The organism is Tsuneonella sp. CC-YZS046 (genome assembly GCF_035581365.1).
Taxonomy (GTDB): domain Bacteria; phylum Pseudomonadota; class Alphaproteobacteria; order Sphingomonadales; family Sphingomonadaceae; genus JAWKXU01.
Genome location: NZ_CP141590.1, coordinates 950,231 through 974,399 on the forward strand (window position 1 = coordinate 950,231; position 24,169 = coordinate 974,399).

Sequence of the window (24,169 nt, forward strand, 5' to 3'; positions counted from 1 at the left end):
CAAGCGTCATGGTCATTTCATCAGACCATTAACCCTTTCCTGCTCGCAGAACAGACTTATCCCGGTTACAGCCTTGCCGATAATTTCGAGGAGAGGATAATCATATGGCTGCAGTTTCACCTTTGATCGTTGTTCTGGTTCTGCTTTCCGCGCTGGCTCAAGTCATCGGGCTGATGATCATGCCGGCCACCAAGGGGCTTACGCAACCTCTCCCGACCCTGGGTTTGGCTCTCTGCTTCGCAGTCGGGATCGGCCTTCTGGCGCGGATCAGCAATATGGGGGTCAATCTGGGGCTTCTCATTCCCTTCGTGGCGGCGCTCGTGCCGCTGGGGGCCGTCGCGGTCGGCATCTTCATGTATGGCGAGCCGGCGTCGATTGCGAAAATCGCCATTCTCGTGCTCGCCTGCGTGCTGATCGGGGTCGCCAATATCTTCTGAGGTCGGGGGAGAGGGGGCCTCAGCCGACCGGCACCACGTCCACGGCAACATTCATGTGCTGGGATGAATTGCCCACGAAAACCCCGTCGATCGGGGCGATGTCGGCATAGTCCCGGCCCATGGCCACGATAATGTGGTCAGAGCCGACAAGGCAATTATTCGTGGGGTCGGCGCCGATCCAGCCCAGGCGCGGGCCGCACCAGACCTGCGCCCAGGCATGCATGGCATCGGCACCCACCAGCCGGTCCTCGCCGGGCGGAGGTTCCGTGCGCAGGTAGCCGCTGACATAGCCTGCGGGAATGCCGTGAGATCGCAACGCGATAATCATGATGTGCGCGAAATCCTGACACACGCCTTCGCGTTTCCGGAATGCTTCGATGGGAGGGGTTTTGCTGTTGGTGATGCCGGGCCTGTAGGTGAACCCGGAATGGATCGCCGCCGTCAGATCTCGAACGCCCGCGAGAATCGATCTGCCTTGCGGCAACAGCGGCGCGGCCCATTCCGCGATTTCGTCATGCAGGCGGGCTATGGGCGATCCAAACAGATAGGGCGCCGGCGCCAGCATGGTGAGATCGCGCGATTGCAAGGCGTCGCGGCGTATATCTTCGATTGTGCTGCTATCATCCGGGATCGGCCTTGCGGCGACCCTGACTTGGAATTCGCTTTCCAGTGAAAGTTCGCGCAGTGGTTCGGCAAAAATCAATCGGGTTGTATTGACGGGATAAGGCCCCAGCGTTTCCGTAATATTCGCGGGCAGGGGCAGGAAGCTCAACCGTTGCGAAAGCAGTTTCTGGCCCGCCCATGCCACGGGCCGGAGCCGCAGATTGAAACGGGCATGGATAACCGGCGGATCGTAGGCGATCAGCGAGCGGTGACTGACCTTGTAGATCATGCAAGAAAGGCCGTGTCGCCCGGAAGAGCGCCGGTTTCTTCCTGCAGGAAATAACGCCGCGATATGGCGTCGGACAACTCCGCAATGCGCGCGCCAATTCCCTGAAGGGCAATCTGATCGAGATTTTCCGCGGTGATGCCTTCCAGATTCCCGCGCAATTCGCGCACGAGACGCAATGGCAGCTCCATCATTCCATCATCCCGCAGGTTCGGCAGGGCGGCGAGGTGGTGGGCCAAGCGGGAAATCTGGAAAGCCAGCCCCCGGGGTTGAACCGGATCGAGCAGAACCATGTCGAGAACGGGGGCGATGAAGGGCATCGTCAGATAGCGGCTGCGATAGAGCGATTGCCCATCGACCAGCTCAAGCAATGCCGCGAGATCCTCGGCGCTGGCGCTGCCGGGGACCATGGTCGCAGACGCTTGCACGATCAGGCTGGCCCGCTCCAGCGAAATGCCCATATCGAGGAAACGCCATGCCGGGGTGCGGGCCATGCTGTCCGCCATCAGGCGGGCGAAAGCGGCAAAGCGTTCGATCGCGATGCCGGTGGCCGCCGATACGGAATCGGGATCATGCGCCTTGAAATCGGGCAGGGGGCGATGGATCACGCGCCAGGTATCGCGGCTGAGCCGGTCACGCAGCAGCAGGGCGATCTGCCGTGCAGTCTCGACAAGGGCGGCAACCGATCCGGGCTGGCGTTTTGCCGTGAGGGCGGTGATCGCGGTTTGCAGCGGGGGCAGGGAAGCACTTCCCGGCGGAACGGCGGACCATCGTTCCAGCAGGGCGGAAAGGCGGGCAGTGGCGGTGCCGGTATCGGTTTCCGCATGTTGGCCGCTGGCCGTATCCAGCAAGGTGCGGATGGCAAGCGCGGTCTGATGGGCGCGCTCGCAATAGCGGCCCAGCCAGAAGAGATTGTCGGCCGACTGGCTCGGCAAGGCCCCATCCGCCCGGCGAACGGCAGGGGGGGCGAGGGCAGGCGGCACCACGGTTTGAGCGGAATAGCTGTCTTCCACGATGCAGACATCCGCCGACAGGTCGCCCAGTCCCATCAGCGAAGTCCGCAACTCGTCGCGATCTGACACTCGCCCGAACCCTCCCGCCAGGGCGACCCAGCGGCCTTCTCCGTCGCGGGCGAGGAAAGCGCGCAGCGTGAAGCTGCGCGGCTCCAGCCGGTCTTCCACAAGGCATGGGGTGGTGGACAGGTTCACGATTTCCTGCGCGGCATAATCCATCGGGCGGCGGTCGATGGCCTGGACCAGTTTGCTGCGCTGCTCGGGGGAAAGTTCCGACCCCGCGATCGAGCGGCCGCCGGGCAGCGCGGATACCGGGCCGCCGAATGCGGCGCTGACGATCAGCTTGCCCAGGTTGTCGAGAACATATTGCCTTTCCTCGGCCTGCCCGCACCACCAGGTCGCGACATTGGGCAGCTTGAGCGGTTCGCTCAGCACGCTTTTGCACAAGCGCGGCAGGAAGGCCGACATGGCGCGCGAATCGATCACTCCGGCTCCGGGCCAGTTGGCGATGGCGACGCCGCCTTCGGCGCAGGCCGATAGCAGATTGGGAACACCGATACGCGAGCGGGAATCGAAATGGAGAGGGTCTATATCGCGCGTGTTGATCCAGCGCCAAAGGGCGTCGATCCGCTTCAGCCCGGCGATGGTGCGGACGAACAGGCGACCGTCCCGCACCACCAGATCGCGCCCTTCCACCAGCGAGAAGCCGAGATGGCGCGCGAGATGCGCCTGTTCCGGGTAGCTCTGGTTGAACCGGCCCGGCGTGAGGAGGCCGATGCGCGGTTCGACGCGTGCGCAGGCGGCGGCAATGCCATGGCGCAGCGCCTCGAAGAAGTCGGCCTGCCGGCGCGTCCCGATCGAAGCGAGGAGATCGCCGGTCGCGCGCGCCATCGCCAGCCGGTTTTCCAGCGCGTAGCCGATACCCGTGGGCAACCGCACCCGGTCCGCCAGCACGCGCCATTCCCCGGTCGGGCCGCGGGCCAGATCCACCGCATAGACATTCAGGAAATATCCGCCGTTGGGCTTCATGCCGACCATGCGGCTGGCGAAGTTCGCGCTGCCGGTCACGATTGATGCGGGAAGCCGCCCATCGAACACCAATTGCTGCTCACCATAAATATCGGCGATCACGGCTTCCAGCAGGTTGGCGCGCTGGACCAGCCCGGCCTCAAGCGAATGCCATTCCTGCGCGCCGATGATGATCGGCATCGGGGCGAGCGGCCATGGCCGTTCCTGCTCATCGCCGGTGACCCGGAAAGCCAGGCCCAGATCGTCGACGTGACGGTCGATATAAGCCTGTATCCTGCGCAGATCGCCCTGGCCCGCCTTGGCAAGCCCGGCCGCGAAGTCGCGCCAATGCTGCGCCACCGCTGGAGGCGCCGAATTGTAGATGTCGCCACTGCCCGGCGCAGCATCATAACAGGCGAGCGGATCGGAACAGGGTTCCGGCCCCGGGAGTTCAGCCTTGGGGGCAGACAGGCCCGTGTCGCTCATCCCAGTCGCGCCGGGCGCCTCAGATCGAGTGTCATCGGAAATTCTCCCCCATGTTCTTCCGGCGGGATTTCCACCTTGCCCGGCGTATGCCCATGATCCTGGAAGCGGGCCTTGCGCCGCGCTTCGGCTTCATAGCTGTTTACCGGCACATCATCATAGGCCCGGCCGCCGGGATGCGCCACATGATAGACGCATCCGCCCAGCGAGCGGCCATTCCAGCTGTCGAATACATCGAACGTCAGCGGAGTATCGGCTTTCAGCAAGGGATGCAGGCAACTGGGCGGCGCCCAGGCCTTGTAGCGCACGCCACCCACCGCCTCACCCGGCTTGCCTGTCGGATGCAGGGGCACGCGCCTGCCATTGCAGCCGATCACATGCCGTCCGGGCACAAGGCCGCTCGCCCGCACCTGCAGGCGCTCGGTCGAGCTGTCGACATAGCGCACCGTGCCGCCGATGGCGCCGGTTTCGCCGAGCACGTTCCATGGTTCCAGCGCATGGGAGATTTCCAGCACCACGCCGCCGGCCTCCACCGTGCCATGGATCGGAAAGCGGAACTGCTTTTGCGCCTCGAACCACTGCGGGTCGAAATCATAGCCGGCGCGGCGCAGGTCAGAGAGAACCTCGAGGAAATCGGTCCAGGCGAAATGAGGCAGCAGGAACCGGTCGTGCAGGGCCGTGCCCCAGCGCACCAGCGACCCATCCTGCGGTTCACGCCAGAACCAGGCAGCCAAGGCGCGCAGCAGCAGTTGTTGCGCTACGCTCATCTTTGCATCCGGTGGCATCTCGAAACCGCGAAATTCGACCAGCCCGAGACGCCCGGTGGGTCCATCGGGGGAATAAAGCTTGTCGATGCAGATTTCCGTGCGATGGGTGTTGCCGGTAACGTCTACCAGCAGATTGCGGAACAGCAGATCGACGATCCAGGGGAATTGCGGCGGCTGATCCGGGCTAGGCACCTGCGAAAGCGCCACTTCCAGCTCATACAGGCTGTCATGCCTTGCCTCGTCGATGCGAGGCGCCTGGCTGGTCGGCCCGATGAACAGGCCCGAGAACAGGTAGCTCAATGAAGGGTGGCGCTGCCAATAGAGCACGAAGCTCTTGAGGAGGTCCGGGCGGCGGATGAACGGGCTTTCGGTAACGCTCGCACCGCCCATTACAAGATGGTTGCCGCCGCCCGTGCCGACCGAGCGGCCATCGACCATGAATTTGTCGGCTGTCAGCCCGCATTCGCGCGCGGCGTCATAGAGTTGGGTGCTGATGTCGACCAGTTCGGCCCAGTTGCCGGCGGGGTGAATGTTGACTTCGATCACTCCGGGATCAGGCGTCACCTTCAATACATTCACCCGGGGATCGGGCGGCGGCGGATAGCCTTCGATCCGGACGGGAAGCGCCAGCCGCTCCGCTGTCGCTTCGATTTCCGTCACCAGCTCCAGGAAATCCTCCATGGCTTCGACGGGCGGGATGAAGACGGACAGGTAACTGCCTTGCGGCTCCACCGTGAGAGCCGTGCGCACCGCGCCTTCCACGATTTCCTGTTCGACGATCTCCTGCTGCGCACCGTCAGGCCCCGCAACGCGTTCTGCCCGCTGGGCCGGCGCTTGCGCGGTTTCCCGCTCCCTGTCTTCCTGCGCCGCCATCGGGCGCTGCTGGCGGAAATCGGCGAGCGGCTCGCGCGGATCGGTGGTGACGCGCGGATGGATATAGGGATAATCGGATTTCGGCACATGGGGCAGGGAGCCGAGCGGCAGGCGGTAGCCGAGCGAGGAATCTCCCGGCACCGCGAACAGCGCGCCGCGCCGCAAGGTCCATTGCTCGCTTTTCCAGCGTGGACCCTTGGCCGGTTCGGCCTGCCAGCGCTGGATCGGCAGGACATACCCGACCGGAGTGTTCAGCCCGCGCGAGAAAGTGCGCACGATCCGCGCGCGTTCCTCTGGATCGTCCAGCTTCGGATCGTCCGGGGTGACATTGAACGGCAATTCGCCTTCGCGCTTCACCCACTTTTCCGGATCTTCATACACCGGCCTGACGAAATCCTGTTCGACCCCAAGGCTTTGCGCGGTTTCCGCTATGAAATGGGCGGCATCTTCCGGGCCGAGCGGGCGAACGGGCCGGTCGTCGGGATCGGCGGCGATCAGGGCGGCATTGTTCCAGAGCGGCTTGCCGTCCTTGCGCCAATAGAGCGAAAAACCCCAACGCGGCAGGCTTTCGCCCGGATACCATTTGCCCTGGCCGTGGTGGAGCAGCGCGCCCGGGGCAAAGCGATCCCGCAGGTCGCGGATCAGCTTGTCGGCGAATTTGGCCTTGGTGGGGCCGACTGCTTCCCCGTTCCATTCCGGCGCTTCCGGGTCGCTGGCCGCGACGAAGGTCGGCTCTCCGCCCATGGTCAGCCGCATGTCCTGCGCCTGGAGATCGGCGTCGACCCTGTCGCCCAAGGCAAGCAGGGCCTCCCAGCGCTCGTCGGTGAAGGGCTTGGTGATCCGCACGGCCTCGCGCACGCGGTCCACCCGCATCTCGAAATGGAAATCGACCTCGGCCGGTTCGGCCACGCCGCTGATCGGCGCCGCGGAACGGTAATGCGGGGTTGCCGCCACCGGAATATGGCCTTCTCCCGCGAACAGGCCCGAGGTGGGATCGAGCCCGATCCAGCCCGCGCCGGGAACGTAGACTTCGGCCCACGCATGAAGATCGGTGAAATCGGCTTCCGGGCCTTTCGGCCCTTCCACCGGCTCCACATCGGCCTTCATCTGGATCAGATAGCCGGAAACGAAACGGGCCGCATAGCCCAGGCGGCGCAGCAGGTTGACCAGAAGCCAGCCGCTGTCCCGGCATGATCCCGTGCCGAGGCTGAGGGTTTCCTCCGGCGTCTGCACGCCGGGTTCCATCCGCACGACGTAGCCGATCCGCTGTTCCAGCGTCTGATTGATCGCCACCAGGAAATCTATGGTTCGTCCGCGCCAGGGCGAAAATTCCGCCGCCAAAGCCTCGAACAGGGGCCCGGCAGGCGCGGCCTCGAAATAGGCGGACAGTTCCTCGCGCAGTTCCGCGTCGTAGCTGAAGGGAACTTCTTCGGCATTCTCCTCCACGAAGAAATCGAACGGATTTATCACCGTAAGGTCGGCGATCAGATCGACTTCGATGGAGAAGTGATCCACCCGCTCCGGGAACACGATCCGCGCCAGCCAATTGCCATGCGGGTCCTGCTGCCAGTTCAGGAAATGGCCGGCCGGCTCGATCTTGAGGGAGTAATTGGGAATGGCCGTGCGTGTGTGGGGGGCGGGGCGCAGCCTGACCACCTGGGGGCCAAGCTGAACCGGCCTGTTATAGCGATAACGTGTGAGGTGATTCAGCGCCGCCCGTATCATGCGGGCATTAGACGCCTTTGAATGTTGCATTGCAACAAAAAGACGCCCAATGCTGGCAGTCCGCCGAGGGAGCAGGAATTTTTCCGTATCCCTATGCTCCGCTGGCGCCCGGCCCGATGCCGGGATCGTGTCACCGTTTCATAACGGGCGTGAACTACCGTAACCGAGGGTCGGGCTTGCATAAGCCGATGCAGGCTCGGCTTGCGAATTGAACTTTGCGCTGGCAAGGAAGCCGCATGATACATAGTCGGATTATCGCGCTTAACGGCATCCATAACTTTCGGGATTACGGCGGTTACGGGACTGCGGATGGCGGAAAACTACGCAGCGGGCTGCTGTTCCGTTCGGGCCAGCACGCCCGCGCGACAGACGATGATCTCGGCACCATCGGCAGCATTCCCTTCTCGACCGTGATCGATCTGCGCGGCGGTTCGGAACGGGAGACATATCCGTGCCGGCGCGCGGCGGGCTTCGCGGCCGAAGTGTTTTTCGACCCGCGCGAGAGCGCTTCGCTGCCGCCGCATCTGCAGGGCGATCTGGCCTCGCTGGATGAGCCGCAGATGCAGGAACGGATGATCGTCACCTATCGCGGCCTTCCTTTCCGGCCGAGCATCTTTTCAATGCTGGAAACCTATTTCGACGCGCTTTCCCGCAGCGAAGGCGCAAGCCTGATCCACTGTTTCGCAGGCAAGGACCGCACAGGCGTGGCGGTGGCCCTGTTCCACACCCTTATGGGCGTTCATCCCGACGATGTGATGCGGGACTACCTTCTGACGAACGAAGCCAGCGATCGCGCCAGGCATATGCAGGAAATAGGGGAGTTCATGCAGGAGCGCTGGGGCGAGATGAGCGAATCCGCGCTTTATGTGCTGAGCGGCGTCTATCCGGAGTGGCTGGACGCGGCATTCGATTCGATCAAGGAGCGCTATGGCTCGCTGGACACGTTCTTCCGGGAAGGCCTGAAGGTGGATTCGGCGAAGCGGGAGGCGATTGCCGCCCGGGTTCTGGAAGGCTGAATCCCCGCCTCCGTTACAGGAAGCCGCGCAATTCCTTCATGAACAGGTCGAACTGGTCATGATGGAGCCAGTGGCCGGCATTTTCGAATTCCACGACCCTTGCATCCTGGAAATGCGCGGCGCGGCCATCCTCTATCGGGCTGGAGAAGAAACTGTCCTTGCCCCAGAGCAGCAGCACCGGGCAGGTGACTGCTTCCCATAGTTCGACCACATCCTCCTTCGGCAGGTCGGACAGGGTCCAGACGTTCAGATAGGGATCGAACTTCCAGCTCCAGGTGCCGTCCTCGTTCCGGCTGGCGCCTTGAATGGTCAAGTGACGGGCCTGCTCGTCCGAAAGGTGGCCGTTCTCTTCCTTCATGCGCTCATAGGCTTCCCGCAGCGTCTTGTAGCGCCGCGGCGAACGGCCCGCGGATTTGCGCGTATCGGCGATCCATTTGCGGAAGCGGTCCGGAAAGGGGTCCAGATCGTTGCCATGCTTGCGCGAGAAGCCCAGCCCTTCGATATTCACCAGCTTGCGGACCTTTTCCGGGTAAAGGCCGGTGAACCGGGTAGCGATATTGCCGCCCAGCGAATGGGCTACGATCGTCACCTGATCGTAGCCCAGGGTTTCCACCAGCTGCGCGAAATCATAGACGAAGGCGTTGAGGTCGTAATCGCCGTCCGAAACCCATTCGCTGTCGCCATGGCCGCGCAAATCGGGGCAAATGACGTGCCAGTCGTCGCGAAGTTCCTCGGCCACCCAGTCCCAGCTCCGGCAATGGTCGCGTCCGCCGTGCTGGAGGATCAGCGGCGGCGCATCGGGATTGCCCCAATCCACATAGTTGAGCCGTAGGCGCTGGGAGATGAAGCTGTGCGAAGTGGGGCCGAAGAATTGCATGGGATGTGGCTTTGCGCGGATCGTCCGCCTCCGTCAATCCATGGCGCGAAGGCCAGCTTGATACCGCAAAAGCAGGATCATCGCGTGGCGGGCTGGCAATCCGCTCCGCGCCCGCCTATCTCGCCTTTCCGGAGGAATTCATGGCGACTCATACTACTCGGATGCTAATCATCGGTTCCGGCCCTGCCGGCCTTTCGGCGGCAATCTATGGCGCGCGCGCCGGCATGGAGCCGATCGTGGTGCAGGGCCTGCAGCCCGGCGGCCAGCTTACGATCACTACCGATGTGGAGAATTATCCGGGTTTTCGCGATGTCATCCAGGGTCCGTGGCTGATGCAGGAAATGCAGGCGCAGGCGGAGCATGTCGGCACGCGGATGATGTGGGACACCATCGTCGATGTGGATATTGCCAGCGGTTCTCCGTTCCGGGCGGTGGGCGACAGTGGCGACGAATATATCGGCGATACGCTGGTGATCGCGACGGGCGCGCAGGCGAAATGGCTGGGCGTGCCGGGCGAGCAGGAATTGTCCGGCAAGGGCGTCTCGGCCTGCGCCACCTGCGACGGCTTCTTCTATCGCGGCAAGAAGGTGGCGGTGATCGGCGGCGGCAATACCGCCGTGGAAGAAGCGCTCTATCTTACCAACCACAGCGAGGATGTGACCCTGATCCATCGCCGCGACGAGTTGCGCGCCGAGAAGATCCTCCAGGATCGGCTGTTCGCCCATCCCAGGATCACGGTCATCTGGAACAAGGCGGTGGACCGCTTCATCGGCGATCCCGCGTCGGGCGGGCTTACCGGGCTGGCCTTGCGGGATACCGTCACCGGCGAAATGAGCGAGTTCGCCACGGAAGGGGCCTTCGTGGCGATTGGCCATGCACCTTCCACCGAACTGTTCAAGGGCAAGCTCGAAACCGATGAATCCGGCTATCTGGTGGTCGAGGCAGGCACGCCGAAAACCGCCGTTCCCGGCGTATTCGCCTGCGGCGACGTGATGGACCACACCTATCGGCAGGCGGTCACCGCCGCCGGCACGGGCTGCATGGCCGCGCTCGACGCGGAGCGCTTCCTGGCATCGCTCGATTTCGCGCGCAACCAGCAGAAGAAGGAAGCGGCGGCATCGGCCTGAGCCGCCGCTTTCCGAAGGTCCGGCGTCAGAACACCGCCTTTGCGGTGAGCGTGATCAGCGCCATCAGCACCAGGCTGGAAAGCGCGAACAGCGCGAACCGGACCATCACCTTGTTGATGGTGGCCTGCACCAGCGAGTGCAGCACCCGCAGCGCGACATAGGCCCAGCCTAGGCTGGCGGCGATGCCGTCCCCGGCTCCGACGATGGCGAGGGTTATAGCCACTGCATAGAATACCGTAGGTGCTTCATGCAGATGATTGTAGTTATGGGCTTTCCACTGGACGCTTGGCGGCAGCAGCTCGTCGAGCTTGGCGACGGTGAGGCGAGCTTCCTCTTCGGGTGACAGCTTGATCTTTCCGAAGGCGGGCAAGCGGGTGAAATACATCCACCACCACATCACCATGGTCCAGATCGCAAGAGCGGCGACCGGCTGCAGAATGGTCATTCCTAGCATTGTCCTCTCCCCTTTTCAGGAGGCGCGATAATGCCTGCGCTGGCCCGCCGCACAAGCTGGAATTTCCGGGGCGTGGCCCGATTAAGGGGATGAGCGGCTAAACTTTGGGGCGGATCAGGGTGACGCAGCTGTAGTAATCGAGCGGCGCCCGCTGCACGGCGCATTGCCAGCCCATCTGGCCGGCAATGGTTTCGCAAAAGCCGATGAGTTCCAGGCGCGGCGATACATGAAAATGCCGAAGCCATGCATTCAGCGCGGCGCGTAGCGGCAGCGGCAAGCCGGCGAGATTGCCGAAATCCACGATATGAAGCGATCCGCCCGGAGCAAGCGCGGCAGCCGAGCACTTGATGGCTGCTTGCCAATCCGGGATCATGGAAAGCGCGAAGGAAAGGACCACCCGATCGAACCCGGCCCGGTCGAACAGGGCGACGGGGTCGAATGCGGTGGCATCGCCAAATTGCAGGATTGCCCGTTCGCCGAGCTTGGCCCGAGCGCTTTTCAGCATCTCATGGGAAATATCCAGCCCGTGCAATTGGGTGCCGGGCCAGCGGCGCCCGATCAGGGCGAGGTTGCGGCCGGTTCCGCAGCCGATCTCCAATATCGTCTGCCCCGACCGGCAATCCAGATCCTCGATCAGGGAATCGCGGCCGAAGAGGAAGAATTTGCGTGTGGCGTCGTAGATATGGCGCTGGCCGCGATAAACCGAATCCATCAGCGCCCCGTGTCCGGGCATCGCCGTTGTGCCGTCGGTCATCCGCGCAGCTCGTAAAGATGGAGGCCGCCATAGATGGATGACCGGTCGCGCAGGGTCAGCGCGCGAGACTGCTCTTCCGCATAGTGCCAGCGGGACAGGATCTGCTCCGGAACCCGGCCCGGCAGCAGCGAGGATTCGGCCGCCGTGCGAAAGACCACGCGCGCATTCTTGCGGGCGGTGCGCAGGATTTCCGTCCAGAGACGGTTCAGTTGCGCGTCGGTCATCCAGTCCTGCGCATCGAGCAGCACGTAACGATCCAGGCTTTCGTCGGGCTGGGCAGCGAGCTGGTTGGCGATGTTGGCGTGGCGGATATCCAGCCTTCCGATCCGCTGGCGCAGCAGGGCGAAATTGGCTTCCTGCAGATAGGGGGGCAGGGGGCGGGCGGGGCTGCGGCCATAGCCACGGGAGAAGGCTTGCCAGGCGAAGTAATTGTCGTTCACCGGGAAATGGCAGGCCAGCTTTTCCAGCCGCTTGCGCAGCACTATCGCCATCCGTTCGTCGCCGGCCAGTGCTGTATATTGGGCGGGCGGAATGCCCAGCCCGAACAGCGATACCGGCTGATCGGTCAGCCAGCGGATGAAGCGCCGCTCGAATATCGGCGCGAACTTCTCCTCGAAGATCCGCCGCTGCTCATCGGTGGTGGGCGCTTCCAGTATTTCGCGCGGATCGATGCGGTAGAGGCGCGCCAGAAGATGGGCGAGGCCGATAAAGCCCCCCAGCAGCCCGCGCTTGTAGATTCCCTGGGAGAAGCCCGCGATCCGCCGTCGTCCCACCAGGTCGCGGCCTTCCCAGTAACGCTGGGTGGCCTGATCGAGTTGTGGAGCGAGGTAGCGGCGATAGGCCGCGATATTGGCCGGGCTGTCCGCCTCGGCGAAGAAGCGGCTGAAATGCTCATAATCCGGCAGGTGCTTGATCGCGGCGATCTTGAGCCGGTTGAGCGCCACATGCGCCGTGTTGAGATCGACGGCGATTACCTGGCGGGGGTCTGCAATGAGATAGGACAGTGCGTTGCAGCCGCCGCTGGCGATGGTGATGATGCGGCAATCGGGCGTTATCGCCATCGCATCCATATCGACCACCGGATCTTCCCAGATCTGCGCGTAAACCAGGCCTTTGAAGGCGAAGGCGAAGGCCTTGTCGAGCAGGCGCGCGGCGGGATTGTGTCCATTGCGGACGACGGCGTGACTTATCAGTTCTTCGGCGGGTTTAGCCATGTGACATTCGACCCCAGCTGGAGGGCGGGTGCCCTGCGCATAGTTTCCGCCACGATTGTGACTGTGCGGTGACGACAGGGCGCATTCCCTGATTTCCGCGGGCCGGCGCCGTTTGCGATGCCGGATGAGTTGAGATGTCTTAAACCCGACCTATATGCGTGCGCTCTGCACGCTCCGGAGGAGATCAAGGTGAGCAAGGTTCTGGTGATTGGCGCTGGCGGGGTGAGTTCCGTCGCGGTGCATAAAATGGCGATGAATTCCGGCATTTTCAGCCATGTCAGCTTGGCTAGCCGCACCCAATCCAAATGCGATGCGATTGCCGAATCGGTGAAGCAACGCACCGGCGTTCTGATCGATACCTATGCTCTCGACGCGGAAGACGTGCCCGCCACCATCGCGCTGATCGAGAAGATCCAGCCTAAGCTGGTGGTCAATCTGGCGCTGCCTTATCAGGATCTGGCGATCATGGACGCCTGCCTCGCCACCGGCGTCGATTACCTCGATACCGCCAATTACGAGCCGAAGGACGAGGCCAAATTCGAATACAAGTGGCAATGGGCCTATCACGAGCGCTTCAGGGAGAAGGGCATCATGGCCCTGCTCGGCAGCGGGTTCGACCCGGGCGTGACCAGCGTGTTCGCCATGTGGCTCAAGAAGCACAAGCTCAAGACTATCCGCCGGCTCGACATTCTCGATTGCAACGGCGGCGATCATGGCCAGGCCTTCGCCACCAATTTCAATCCGGAGATCAATATCCGCGAAGTCACCGCGCCCGCTCGCCACTGGGAGAACGGCGCGTTCGTCGAAACGCCCGCGATGAGCGTGAGGCAGAGCTTCGACTTCGAAGGCGTCGGCCCCAAGAACATGTATCTGATGTATCACGAGGAGTTGGAAAGCCTCGCGCGGTTCATTCCCGAGATGGAGCGGGCGCGGTTCTGGATGACCTTCGGCGACGAATACATCAAGCATCTGACCGTGCTGCAGAATGTTGGCATGACCCGGATCGATCCGGTGGTCTACGAAGGCAAGGAAATCATCCCGCTGCAGTTCCTCAAGGCCGTGCTGCCTGAGCCGTCGAGCCTTGGCCCGACGACGAAGGGCAAGACCAACATCGGCGATATCGCCACTGGCGAGGTGCTGGATGGTTCGGGCGAGAAGACCTTCTACGTCAGGAACATTTGCGACCATGAGGCCGCCTATGAGGAAACCGGCAACCAGGCGGTAAGCTATACCACCGGCGTTCCGGCGATGATCGGCGCGGCGATGCTGCTGACGGGCGCATGGCGCGGGGAAGGCGTGTTCAACATGGAAGAGTTCGATCCCGATCCCTTCATGGACATGCTGAACCGGCATGGGCTGCCGTGGACCGTGGAGGAACTGCCCGGACCACTGGACTTCTGAGAGCACGATGGGCTGGAACGCGATCGCGCCGGTCGGGTTGCTGGCTGGCTCCAACCTGCTGATGAACCTGGCCTGGTACGGCCATCTCAAGGCGCCTCAGAAAGCCTTGTGGATCGCTGTCCTCGCAAGCTGGGGCATCGCCTTCTTCGAATATTGCCTGGCCGTTCCCGCCAACCGGATCGGTGTGCGAGCCTATTCGCTGGCTGAACTGAAGACGCTGCAGGAATTGTTTTCACTGCTCGGCTTCATCGTGGTGGCCTGGGCCTTGTTCGGGCAAAAGCCGGGAATCAGCCAGATCGTCGGCTTCGCCTTGATTGCGGCCGGCGCCTATTTCGTCTTCAAGGCGCCGTTGGGATAAGGATCGGAATCATGGAAACGAGAGCCGGCGATCCCGGAGCCTTCGCGCATTTCGACCTGCATCGGGTGGACAGCCCATCCTTCGTGGTGGACGTGGCGAAGCTGCGCGAAAACCTGCGCATCCTTGCCGATATTCGCGACCGCGCGGGGATCAAGGTGCTTGCCGCGCTCAAGGCTTTCTCGATGTGGAGCGTGGCTCCGGTGATCGGCGAATATCTCGACGGGGTCTGCACTTCAGGGCTGTGGGAGGCCTTGCTGGCGGCCGAGCATTACGATGGGGAGATCGCAACCTACTGCGCCGCCTACAAGCCGGAGGACATGGAGGAGATCTGCCGCCTGTCCGACCATGTGATCTTCAACACGCCCATGCAGATCGAGCGCTTCTCGGAGATGCTGGACCTGTCCCGGGCGCGGGGGAACGATTTCGATATAGGACTGCGAATCAATCCGCTGAATCCGGAAGGTGAAGTCGCGCGTTACGATCCCTGCGCGCCGTTCTCGCGCCTGGGCTTTCCGGTCGATCAATTGACGGAGGAGCATGTCGCGCTGGTCGACGGGCTGCATTTCCATTCCCTGTGCGAGCAGGACCTGGAGCCGCTGAAACGCACCTGGGACAAGCTGTTCGACCATATCGAGCCCTATTTCGAGCAGCTCAAATGGCTCAATTTCGGCGGCGGGCATCACATCACCCGGGCCGATTACCAGCGCGACGAGCTGGTGGAATTCCTGATCGACGTGCGGGACGATACCGGCTGCGAGATCTATCTCGAGCCGGGGGAAGCCGTTGCGCTCGACGCCGGCATTCTGGTGGGCAGCATCCTCGATTCGCACAGGAACGGGATGCCGCTCGCCATCACCGATATCTCCGCCACCTGCCATATGCCCGATGTGCTCGAGGCGCCCTATCGGCCGGCCATGCTGCACGAAGGGGAAGAAGGGGAGCCGATCCGGCTCGGCGGCCCGTCCTGCCTGGCGGGGGACGTGATCGGCGATTACCGGCTGCCGGTTCCGCCACGACCCGGCGAGCGAATCGCCTTCCTCGACCAGGCGCATTATTCCATGGTCAAAACGACCACCTTCAATGGCGTGCCGCTTCCTTCCATCTGGCTCTGGGACAGCGAGACCGATGCGCTCGAACGTGTAAAAACATTCGGTTACGCCGATTTTCGCGACCGGCTGAGTTGAGTTTGCGACAGTGTGGGACTGTCACAAAAATTTCATTTGAGATTAAGGGGAGAGGTCTTATAGGACCCCTCCGCTGCCCCAAGGGGACTTCCTAACCGCAAGGCAGCCTTGTTCGAAACTAACCGTTTTGGGGGTCCCTTGAGTTGTACATCTATCCTGACGCATCGGCTGTAGTTCGCGACCTTTCGCCGGACGAACCCGTCATTATCAATCGCCCGCATGCCGCGGCGCGAGCAGCGCGTTTCTTCTCGCGGAAGTTTCCGGGCAAGTCGCTGTATGCGGTGAAGGCCAACCCTTCGCCGGAGCTGCTGCGCGTGCTGTGGGATTCCGGAATCACGCATTACGACGTGGCCTCGATCGCCGAGGTACGGCTGGTGCGCGAAGTACTGCCGGATGCGACGCTGTGCTTCATGCATCCGGTCAAGTCGCCGGCCGCTATCCGCGAAGCCTATCACCAGCATGGCGTGCGCGTGTTCAGCCTCGACACGCTGGAGGAACTGGACAAGATCGTGGCGGCCACCGACCGGGCGACCGATCTGCGCCTCTGCGTGCGTCTGCGCGTATCGTCGGAATTCGCCGAGCTCAGCCTGGCCTCCAAGTTCGGCGTCGATCTCGCCGATGCGGCGCCGCTGCTGCAGGCCACTCGCCAGGTGGCGGACTGGCTGGGCATATGCTTCCATGTCGGCAGCCAGGCGATGACTCCCTTCGCCTATGTGCAGGCGCTGGAGCGGGTGCGCGCGGCGATCGTCGATGCGTCGGTCACGGTCGATATCATCGATGTCGGCGGGGGCTTTCCCAGCATCTATCCGGGCATGGAGCCGCCGCCGCTGGAGGATTACTTCGGCGTGATCCATCGCGCCTCTGAATCGCTGCCGATTTCCTATTCGGCGGAGCTGTGGTGCGAACCGGGCCGGGCGCTGTGCGCGGAATACAACTCGCTGATCGTCCGCGTGGAGAAGCGGCGCGGCGATGAACTCTACATCAATGACGGCGCTTATGGCGCGCTGTTCGACGCCGCGCATGTCGGCTGGCGTTTCCCCGTGGCTGCGTTGGACGAGGAGCGTTCCAACGGGCTGGAGGAATTCGCCTTCTACGGGCCGACCTGCGACGATGCCGACTATATGAAGGGGCCGTTCCTGCTGCCCGCCGACATCAAGCCGGGCGATTACATCGAGATCGGCATGCTGGGCGCCTATGGCGCGGCGATGAAGACCGGGTTCAACGGCTTCGGGCGGGCGCTCGCGGTCAATGTCGCGGACGAGCCGATGGCCAGTCTCTATCGCGGCGATCGCGCCGATCCGCGCCAAAGCGACAATGTGGTGAGCCTTCGCTGACCATAACGGGAGCCTTGCGGCAATCGCAGGGCTCCCGCTCATGCCTCGCCTGCATTTTTCCCCTATGGCGGGGCCTATGCCCTGCCGGGGCGGCCCTAGCTGGCTACCCGGCAATATCCGGCGAAACAGGTCAGGATGGCGGGATGGAGGGCGGCATGGAATTCCACCCCGGCGTGATCGCCGTTGGTCCATTTGACGATGGCTTCCAGCGGGCCGACCGGCCCCAGCGAAATCTGCACGGCTTCACCGGCCGCCAGCTCGTTGTATGGATTGCCGAGGCGGCAGCCATTGGCCGAGATCTGCGAGATATAGACATCCCGCACCGGCCCTCCGGCAAGCTCGTAACTGCCCGCCACTTCGGCGAACAACCGGCTTTCCTTCCTGCGCTCCATACCGAACTCTCCCGTGGCGGCACGGCGATATGCTTATCCGATCAGGGTTAAGGCCGGTTTAAGCCTTGGGGTGAACACTACGGAAGGGATGTTCCGGCCTTCCGAAGCGCGATGACATCGGGCAGGAAACGCCTTACAGCCGCGCCATGCCCTATGTTTACCTGATGATCGCCATCCTCGCCGAAGTGGCGGCAACCACTGCCCTGAAGGAATCGAACGGCTTCACGAGGCTCACTCCCGGGCTGATAACGCTGACCGGCTATGCGGTGGCGTTCTACTTCCTTTCGCTGACCCTGCGGCACGTGCCGACCGGCGTCGCCTACGCCATCTGGTCCGGGGTCGGCATCGTGCTCATCACGGCCGCCGCCTGGCTGTTCCATGGCCAGAAGCTGGATGCGCCGGCGCTGGTCGGCATGGGGCTGATTATCGCCGGCGTGATCGTGATGAACTGCTTTTCCAGGGCCAGCGCGCATTGAGGCGCGCCGATGCGGATTCCCTCCGCACTGCTGCCTCGCCGCCATCGACCAGACCTCAGAAGCCGATCGGGATGGCCTGCCCGGTGCGATCGCCCGCTTCGGGCGCGGCGAGCGAGAGGATCGCTCCGGCCACCTGCTCGTAGCTGACCCAGTCGGCCGGATCGGCATCGGGCATCATCTGGCGGTTGCGGGGTGAATCGATGATGGTGGGGAGCACGATATTCACCGTGACGCCGCTTTCGGCCAACTCGGCCGCCGCCGCTTCCGTCATTCGCGCAAGGGCGGATTTCGACGCGCTCGCCGCGCCGACGAAGGGCGCGCCTTGCCCGCCCAGCGCCGCGCCGACATTGACGATCCGGCCCGATCCCGATGCGACCAGCGCCGGAATCGCGGCCTGCGAGGCGGCAACGGCGGGCACCACATTCGCGGCATAGAGCCTGGCCCAATCCTCGACATTGCCGTCCTGAACGGAGCCGATGGTGAAATCGCCCGTGGCATTGACCAGCACGTCGAGGCCGCCCAGCTGCTCGACCACCAGATCGACGGCCTTGCGCGCTTCCTCCGGCCTGCCGGTGTCAATTCCTTCGAGCCGCAGGGCCGGGAAGCCGGTGTCCTGGGCGCGGGAGCGGCCCACCAGCGCGACCTTGTATCCGGCATCGGCCGCCAGCGCGCCCAGCCTTGTGCCAAGGCCGCCGAAGCCGCCGGTTATCAGCATCACTCTCGCACTCATTGCAACACCTCGAAAAAGCCTGATCCGGCGGAATCCTAATGGCCGAGTTTCAGGCGGGGAAGATAGGCACCTCGCGGTGCCTGCGGATTTGCGCGGCACGGTTGCGGCGAAGCAGGGGGTTTCGGTATGGTCGCCCCATGCAAGGCGGAAATTTCCAGGACGGCATCATGCCGCATGGGGGCAAGGGCAATGCGCTCGGCCCGCCCGAGCCGTTGAGCGAGACTTGCAGCTCCCGCCGGTTCATCGAGCTGATCGGCAACAAATGGGTCCTGCTCATCCTCATCGCGCTGCGCCACGGGCCGCGGCGCAACGGCGCGCTGAAACGCGAGATCGAGGGAATCTCGCAAAAGGTGCTGACGCAGGTGCTGCGCCGGCTCGAAGCGAACGGGCTGGTCCAGCGCAGGGATCTCGAAACCTCGCCGCCGCATGTAGAATATTCGCTGACGGAGTTGGGGCGTTCCCTGGAAAGCGTGATGCATCGGCTCGACGACTGGTTCGCCGATCATTTGCTGTCGTTCTCGGCCGGCCTGGAAAATGATGGTTCTTCCGGGGCCAAGCCTGTCACGCGCCAGGGATAGCCGCCCGGCCGGTTCCGGTTCCACTTGCTTTGAAATCGCTCCAGACTCGCTCCAGTTCTGGTTGAACCGGAACGAGTTTGGAATTTGCCTGTTTTCCGTGATTTCCGAGTCAGCAAGTGATTCCACTTGCTTCGAAATCACTCTAGGGCGCTCGGAATGACCGACCGTTCCAGCCCTCGCTCCGCGCTCCGCGCCTTCCTGGCCAGCGAAGCCGCCGGCGGCATCATCCTGATGGGGGCCGCAGCGCTTGCGATGATTGTCGCGAATTCGCCGCTCAGCGCGCTCTATCGCGATCTGCTCCATCTGCCCGTCAGCCCGGCCTTGACTGAAAAGCTCGGCCCGATGACGGCCCATTTGTGGATCAACGACGGGCTGATGGCGGTGTTCTTCCTGTTCGTGGGGCTGGAGATCAAGCGCGAACTGGTCGATGGCCGCCTTGCGACCTGGCAACAGCGCCGCTTGCCGCTGGTCGCCGCCCTTGCCGGAATGGCGTTTCCCGCCGTCATCTACCTGCTGCTGGCCGGGGGAGATCCCGTGCTGGCCAGGGGATGGGCGATCCCGGCGGCGACCGACATCGCCTTTGCCATCGGCGTGCTGGCCCTGCTGGGGCGCCGGGCGCCGACCTCGCTCAAGCTGTTCCTGGTGACGGTCGCCATAGTCGACGATATGGGCGCGGTCGCGATCATCGCGGTGTTCTACACCGCCAGCCTTTCCCTTCCGGCGCTGGCCGCCGCCGCCGCCGTCCTGGCCGCGATGTTCCTGCTCAACCGGCTGGGGGTGCGCGCGCTGGCGGTCTATCTGATCCTCTTCGCCCTGCTGTGGTATGCGGTGCTGCTGTCGGGCGTTCATGCCACCATTGCCGGCGTGCTTGCCGCCTTCGCCGTGCCGATCATTCCCACGCCGGGCGATCCGGATTCGCCGGAATCCCCGCTGCACAGGCTGGAGCATCTGCTCGATGCTCCGGTCGCCTTTTTCATCGTGCCGCTGTTCGGCTTTGCCAATGCCGGGGTGGCGCTGGCGGGCTTGGCTCCCGGTGATATTCTGGCGCCGATGCCGGTCGGGATCGCCGCCGGGCTGTTCCTCGGCAAGCAGTTCGGCATTTTCTCGGCGGTGTGGCTTGCGGCCCGGTCCGGCTTCGCGGCGAAGCCGCGCGGCGCCACCTGGCTGCAGATCTATGCGGTGGCGGTGATCTGCGGGATCGGCTTCACCATGAGCCTGTTCATCGGCGGACTTGCCTTTGGCGATCCGAAACTGGTGGAAGAGGCGAAGCTGGGCACGCTGGCCGGCTCGCTGGTCGCGGCCCTGACCGGCTATGCCCTGCTGCGCTTCGCTCCGCTGCATCCGGAGCATGACCGCGAGGAAGCGATTCAGGCGCGCGAAATCACGCGGGACGGGGATGTGCGCTAGGCTTTGAGAACCCAGACCCCATTCGTCATCGCCGCCCTTCGACTGGCTCAGGATAAACTGCCCTTCGGGCAATCGGGCATCTCTCCCGGCAGGGCGCCACATCATCGAGAGAGATGCCAGCCTTCGCTGGCATGACGATGAATGCGGAATAGGGTGGGCCAGTTGACGCAAAACGTGGGAAATGTGCATTTCCCTTTCAGCCAGCCTCATGCCCATAAGTCGTGCCGCCGCAATGCCCGGTCGTAGGAAGCCAGCAGGCTGAGCAGCGCGGAAGTGCTGGGCTTGCGCCATGCTGCCAGGAAACGGCCCCGCCGCATCCGCACCACGAACCCGCCTTCCATGGCGAGCATCCAGCGCTCATCCAGTGTGACCTTTCGCCGGGGCGCTTCCCCGCCGCCGCGGATGGTCATCACCGCATCCCAGGCATGGGCGAAGCTGCCCGCGCCTTCCCGGCGGCGCAGGCGATAGGCAGTCTCGCGCGCCATGCCGAGCTTGGCCGCGGCCTTGGCGACGCAGCCGGTCTGGGCCAGCCAGCCGAGGAAGCGGGCCTGCCGCTCGGGCGTCCAGCCGTCGCGCCGCGCGCGCAACGGAACCGGGGTGAAGCAGGGAACCCGTCTATAAGCGGGCCAGCGGGCGGGGCGATGTCGTCTGCGTCTCATCCAGCAGGATAAGCCAGATTTCAGGCATGTAGGAAAGGTGGAACGCCCACCACCTGAACTGCGTCATGCCAGCGGAAGCTGGCATCTCGGGCGGCTAGGTGGTGCTTTGCCCACAGCGATCCCAGCTTTCGCTGGGATGAGGATGGGGGTTAATGTCTGTAAGGGGGTGGTTAGCTGCCAGTTTCCTCGCGGTGAAAATATCGGGCGTCGGTGAACGTAGGCAGGGTTTTCGGGGTAGTAAGATTGTATGCTTCGAGCACAAAGAATCTAGCCTCTCCAGAGCCGTCTTGGAAATTCCAGATGTCAAGTTTTGCATCGACAACCCTACGTCCAGATGCATGGATCAGCGAGGAATGCTTGGCTGCTCCAATCACATGCTCGGCGGTTTCACGGGACAAGAATGCATTAAGTGCGTAATCACAGCCCGGATTTATTGCATGAATGCTACCGTTAGTCCCGCGTGCAGAATAATGATCGGGCACGAGTAGGATCACTGAAATCGTTTGCATACCCGATTCGAGCCCAGCGATTTGTTCCGTGCAATAACTACGGCCATTTTCCTTGGCCTCACAGGCAGTCAACAGAAGGGCTGTAAATACCAAAAGAACTGACGGTGGTCTCATTCTTGGAGCTTGCGCGATATTCCGCACGACCGCAATTGGCTCGTTAGCAGACGTTCTCAACCATGCCCCATATACCTTCCTCGTCATTCCCGCGAACGCGGGAATCCAGGGCGAGTTGGGGTGGAACTGACTGGCTCCCCGTTTGCACGGGGATGACGAAAAAACAGAATGACGACGCGGGGAGCCGCCCTCAGGCCGCGAGCTTCAGCTCCAGCCGGTCCCAGATTTCCACCAGCGCGTCGGTCAGTTCGCGCATCATCTTTTCATTGTGGGCCGGCCCCGGCGTGAAGCGCAGCCGCTCCGTGCCGCGCGGGACGGTGGGAAAATTGATCGGCTGCACATAGACGCCATATTCGGCCAGCAGGATGTCGCTGATCTTCTTGGCGCGCACCGGATCGCCCACCATCAGTGGCACGATATGGGTGGTGGAATCCATCACCGGCAGCCCGGCGTCGCGGAACATCTGCTTGAGCGAGGCGGCGGCGGCCTGCTGGCCATCCCGCTCGACGCTGGAGGATTTGAGGTGCCGCACGCTGGCGAGCACGCCCGCGACCAGCACCGGGCTGAGCGAGGTGGTGAAGATGAAGCCGGGCGCGTAGGACCGGATGCAGTCGATGATGCGGGAATCGGTGGCGATATAGCCGCCCATCACGCCGAACGCCTTGCCCAGCGTGCCTTCGATGATGTCGATCCGGTGCGCCGCTTCGTCCCGGTCGGTGATGCCGCCGCCGCGCGGGCCATACATGCCCACCGCGTGAACCTCGTCGATATAGGTCAGCGCGTTGTATTTGTCCGCCAGGTCGCAGATTGCGTGGATCGGCGCGACGTCGCCGTCCATCGAATAGACGCTTTCGAAGGCGATCAGCTTGGGAATGGCGGGATCTTCCGCCGCCAGCAGCTCTTCCAGATGGGCCATGTCGTTATGGCGCCACACCCGCTTCTCGCAGCCGGAATTGCGGATTCCGGCGATCATGCTGGCGTGGTTCAGCTCGTCCGAGAAGATGATGCAGCCCGGCAGCAGCTTGGCCAGGGTGGAGAGCGTGGCGTCGTTGGAGACATAGCCGCTGGTGAACAGCAGCGCGCCTTCCTTGCCGTGGAGATCGGCCAGCTCGCGCTCCAGCTCGATATGGTAGTGGGTGTTGCCGCCGATGTTGCGGGTGCCGCCGGAGCCGGCGCCGACATCGTGCAGCGCCTCTTCCATGGCGTTGATGACCTTGGGGTGCTGGCCCATGGCGAGGTAATCGTTGGAGCACCACACGGTGATCGGCTTCGGGCCGTTATGGCCGGCAAAACACCGCGCGTTGGGGTAGGCGCCCTTGTTGCGGAGAATGTCGATGAACACGCGATAGCGGCCTTCCGAATGGAGCCGTTCGATTGCCTGGTCAAAAATGTGTTCGTAGTTCAACGGATTGTCCGCCCATGTCGCCGCCTGGAGATCATTCCCCGCTCGATGCGGCTGCCAATTTCCAGCCCCTTACCTAATCGTGGGCTCCTTATCCACATCTTTGTCGAAGAGATTTGATCTGGATCAGAAGATGGCATGATCGGTCAGCCCGTATCCGGCCAACGCCGGGGCGAGCAGGGCTAGATCCTCGCCATTGGCGGTGAATACCGCGAAATCCTCTTTCTCGCGGACGAAGTCCTGCCCCTGCGTGAGAAAGGCGATCCGCCGGGCGATGCCCGCCGCGCCGTCCACGAAGCGAATATCCGGGCCGAGGGCCTTGGCCAGCTCTTCCTGGACCAGCGGGAAATGGGTGCAGGCCAGCACCACGGTGTCGATCCGCTCCCCATCCGGTTGCGCCCGCAGCCCGCGCGCCGCGGCGGCATAGATTTCCGGGTCGGCTTCCTCGCCGCGAAGCCTGGCTTCCGCCGCCCCGACCAGATCGGGTGCGGCGTGGCGGATCAGCCGTTTTCCCTGCGCGAATTCGGTTTCCAGATTGTCGACATAGGCCTGGCGGATGGTGGCGGAGGTGCCGAGCAGCCCGATCACCCCTGTGTGCGTCAGGGCGGCGGCGGGCTTGATCGCGGGCACCGTTCCGACGACCGGAAGCTCCAGCACTTCGCGCACCATGCCGAGCGCGATGGTCGAGGCGGTGTTGCAGGCGATGCAGGCGAGGCGGGGGCCGAACCGTTCGGTCATCCGGCCCAGCAAGCCGGCGACGCGCGCCGCAACCTGCGCTTCCGTCTTGGTGCCATAGGGCAATCCGCGATTGTCGGCGGCGTAGATCACCGGCGCCTGCGGCAGGAGCTTGCGCAGTTCCGCGAGCACCGACAGCCCGCCGATGCCGGAATCGAACAGCAGGATGGGGGCGGTCGGATCGGGTGCCATGCTGTTCGCCATATTTTCCCCCTGCCGAAATGCAAGAACTCCGCTTAAGATAGTCAAAGGC

At 63.4% G+C, this 24,169-nt stretch carries 23 protein-coding genes; 10 read left to right on the forward strand and 13 right to left on the reverse strand.

Translation table 11 applies throughout. The features are described 5' to 3' along the window. Nucleotides 1-104 precede the first annotated feature (104 nt). Complete coding sequence (locus tag U8326_RS04810; RefSeq protein ID WP_324742677.1) at nt 105-437, forward strand: hypothetical protein; 333 nt, start codon at nt 105-107, stop codon at nt 435-437. 19 nt (nt 438-456) lie between these two features. Here the strand turns inward: U8326_RS04810 and U8326_RS04815 are convergent, their stop codons facing one another. The 3 genes from U8326_RS04815 to U8326_RS04825 are packed head-to-tail and all read right to left on the reverse strand — an operon-like array spanning nt 457 to nt 7,195. Continuing rightward, nucleotides 457-1,329, reverse strand: coding sequence for a transglutaminase family protein (locus tag U8326_RS04815; RefSeq protein ID WP_324742679.1), 873 nt, complete (start codon nt 1,327-1,329; stop codon nt 457-459). Continuing rightward, on the reverse strand, nt 1,326-3,833 hold the full coding sequence (locus tag U8326_RS04820; RefSeq protein WP_324742681.1) for a circularly permuted type 2 ATP-grasp protein: 2,508 nt from the start codon (nt 3,831-3,833) through the stop codon (nt 1,326-1,328). The genes U8326_RS04815 and U8326_RS04820 overlap by 4 nt, the downstream gene beginning before the upstream one ends. Beyond that, nucleotides 3,830-7,195, reverse strand: a complete 3,366-nt coding sequence (locus U8326_RS04825) for a transglutaminase family protein (RefSeq protein ID WP_324742682.1) — start codon at nt 7,193-7,195, stop codon at nt 3,830-3,832. Before U8326_RS04825 ends, U8326_RS04820 begins: the two co-directional genes overlap by 4 nt. 236 nt (nt 7,196-7,431) lie before the next feature. Here U8326_RS04825 and U8326_RS04830 point away from each other — a divergent pair, with 236 nt between their 5' ends. Next, on the forward strand, nt 7,432-8,211 hold the full coding sequence (locus tag U8326_RS04830) for a tyrosine-protein phosphatase (RefSeq protein WP_324742683.1): 780 nt from the start codon (nt 7,432-7,434) through the stop codon (nt 8,209-8,211). Between the two features lie 13 nt (nt 8,212-8,224). On the opposite strand, the gene U8326_RS04835 is transcribed toward U8326_RS04830, so the two are convergent. Next, a complete protein-coding gene (locus tag U8326_RS04835) occupies nt 8,225-9,088 on the reverse strand; it encodes an alpha/beta hydrolase (RefSeq protein ID WP_324742684.1) in 864 nt (287 codons plus the stop codon). A 140-nt stretch (nt 9,089-9,228) separates the two neighbouring features. On the opposite strand from U8326_RS04835, the gene trxB reads away from it, so the two are divergent. Then, nucleotides 9,229-10,215: a thioredoxin-disulfide reductase gene (gene trxB, locus U8326_RS04840; RefSeq protein ID WP_324742685.1), complete on the forward strand. Its 987-nt coding sequence runs from the start codon at nt 9,229-9,231 to the stop codon at nt 10,213-10,215. Nucleotides 10,216-10,240: 25 nt separating this feature from the next. Here the strand turns inward: trxB and U8326_RS04845 are convergent, their stop codons facing one another. From U8326_RS04845 to U8326_RS04855, 3 genes are all read right to left on the reverse strand, one after another. Continuing rightward, complete coding sequence (locus U8326_RS04845; protein ID WP_324742686.1) at nt 10,241-10,669, reverse strand: MAPEG family protein; 429 nt, start codon at nt 10,667-10,669, stop codon at nt 10,241-10,243. 97 nt (nt 10,670-10,766) lie between these two features. Further along, nucleotides 10,767-11,423: a class I SAM-dependent methyltransferase gene (locus U8326_RS04850; protein ID WP_324742687.1), complete on the reverse strand. Its 657-nt coding sequence runs from the start codon at nt 11,421-11,423 to the stop codon at nt 10,767-10,769. Beyond that, nucleotides 11,420-12,637 (reverse strand): DUF3419 family protein, encoded by a 1,218-nt coding sequence (locus U8326_RS04855; RefSeq protein ID WP_324742688.1) that lies wholly within the window; start codon nt 12,635-12,637, stop codon nt 11,420-11,422. Before U8326_RS04855 ends, U8326_RS04850 begins: the two co-directional genes overlap by 4 nt. Before the next feature lie 189 nt (nt 12,638-12,826). Here U8326_RS04855 and U8326_RS04860 point away from each other — a divergent pair, with 189 nt between their 5' ends. From U8326_RS04860 to U8326_RS04875, 4 genes are all read left to right on the forward strand, one after another. Further along, the gene (locus tag U8326_RS04860) at nt 12,827-14,038 is read left to right on the forward strand and encodes a saccharopine dehydrogenase family protein (protein WP_324742689.1); all 1,212 of its coding nucleotides are present in this window, start codon (nt 12,827-12,829) and stop codon (nt 14,036-14,038) included. A gap of 7 nt (nt 14,039-14,045) precedes the next feature. After that, nucleotides 14,046-14,396, forward strand: coding sequence for a DMT family protein (locus U8326_RS04865; protein ID WP_324742690.1), 351 nt, complete (start codon nt 14,046-14,048; stop codon nt 14,394-14,396). 11 nt (nt 14,397-14,407) lie between these two features. Then, nucleotides 14,408-15,580, forward strand: coding sequence for a carboxynorspermidine decarboxylase (locus U8326_RS04870; RefSeq protein ID WP_324742693.1), 1,173 nt, complete (start codon nt 14,408-14,410; stop codon nt 15,578-15,580). Nucleotides 15,581-15,723: 143 nt separating this feature from the next. Next, complete coding sequence (locus U8326_RS04875) at nt 15,724-16,914, forward strand: type III PLP-dependent enzyme (protein ID WP_324742694.1); 1,191 nt, start codon at nt 15,724-15,726, stop codon at nt 16,912-16,914. Between the two features lie 95 nt (nt 16,915-17,009). On the opposite strand, the gene U8326_RS04880 is transcribed toward U8326_RS04875, so the two are convergent. Continuing rightward, nucleotides 17,010-17,306: a PilZ domain-containing protein gene (locus tag U8326_RS04880; RefSeq protein WP_324742695.1), complete on the reverse strand. Its 297-nt coding sequence runs from the start codon at nt 17,304-17,306 to the stop codon at nt 17,010-17,012. A 146-nt stretch (nt 17,307-17,452) separates the two neighbouring features. Between U8326_RS04880 and U8326_RS04885 the strand changes: the two genes are divergently transcribed. Next, nucleotides 17,453-17,782, forward strand: a complete 330-nt coding sequence (locus tag U8326_RS04885) for an SMR family transporter (protein WP_324742696.1) — start codon at nt 17,453-17,455, stop codon at nt 17,780-17,782. 55 nt (nt 17,783-17,837) lie between these two features. On the opposite strand, the gene U8326_RS04890 is transcribed toward U8326_RS04885, so the two are convergent. Next, a complete protein-coding gene (locus U8326_RS04890) occupies nt 17,838-18,512 on the reverse strand; it encodes an SDR family NAD(P)-dependent oxidoreductase (protein ID WP_324742697.1) in 675 nt (224 codons plus the stop codon). A 137-nt stretch (nt 18,513-18,649) separates the two neighbouring features. Here U8326_RS04890 and U8326_RS04895 point away from each other — a divergent pair, with 137 nt between their 5' ends. Together U8326_RS04895 and nhaA are read left to right on the forward strand one after the other, a co-directional pair. After that, entirely contained in the window at nt 18,650-19,090 is a 441-nt protein-coding gene (locus U8326_RS04895; RefSeq protein ID WP_324742698.1) for a helix-turn-helix domain-containing protein, read from the forward strand. A 156-nt stretch (nt 19,091-19,246) separates the two neighbouring features. Beyond that, entirely contained in the window at nt 19,247-20,497 is a 1,251-nt protein-coding gene (gene nhaA, locus U8326_RS04900; RefSeq protein WP_324742699.1) for a Na+/H+ antiporter NhaA, read from the forward strand. A gap of 206 nt (nt 20,498-20,703) precedes the next feature. Here nhaA and U8326_RS04905 read toward each other — a convergent pair whose 3' ends face one another. The 4 genes from U8326_RS04905 to murI form a co-directional block, all read right to left on the reverse strand. Continuing rightward, nucleotides 20,704-21,156, reverse strand: a complete 453-nt coding sequence (locus U8326_RS04905; protein ID WP_324742700.1) for a hypothetical protein — start codon at nt 21,154-21,156, stop codon at nt 20,704-20,706. A 170-nt stretch (nt 21,157-21,326) separates the two neighbouring features. Beyond that, entirely contained in the window at nt 21,327-21,779 is a 453-nt protein-coding gene (locus U8326_RS04910) for a hypothetical protein (RefSeq protein WP_324742701.1), read from the reverse strand. A gap of 190 nt (nt 21,780-21,969) precedes the next feature. Beyond that, nucleotides 21,970-23,184 (reverse strand): 5-aminolevulinate synthase, encoded by a 1,215-nt coding sequence (gene hemA / locus U8326_RS04915; RefSeq protein WP_324742702.1) that lies wholly within the window; start codon nt 23,182-23,184, stop codon nt 21,970-21,972. Nucleotides 23,185-23,307: 123 nt separating this feature from the next. Next, complete coding sequence (gene murI / locus U8326_RS04920; protein WP_324742703.1) at nt 23,308-24,108, reverse strand: glutamate racemase; 801 nt, start codon at nt 24,106-24,108, stop codon at nt 23,308-23,310. Nucleotides 24,109-24,169: the final 61 nt, after the last annotated feature.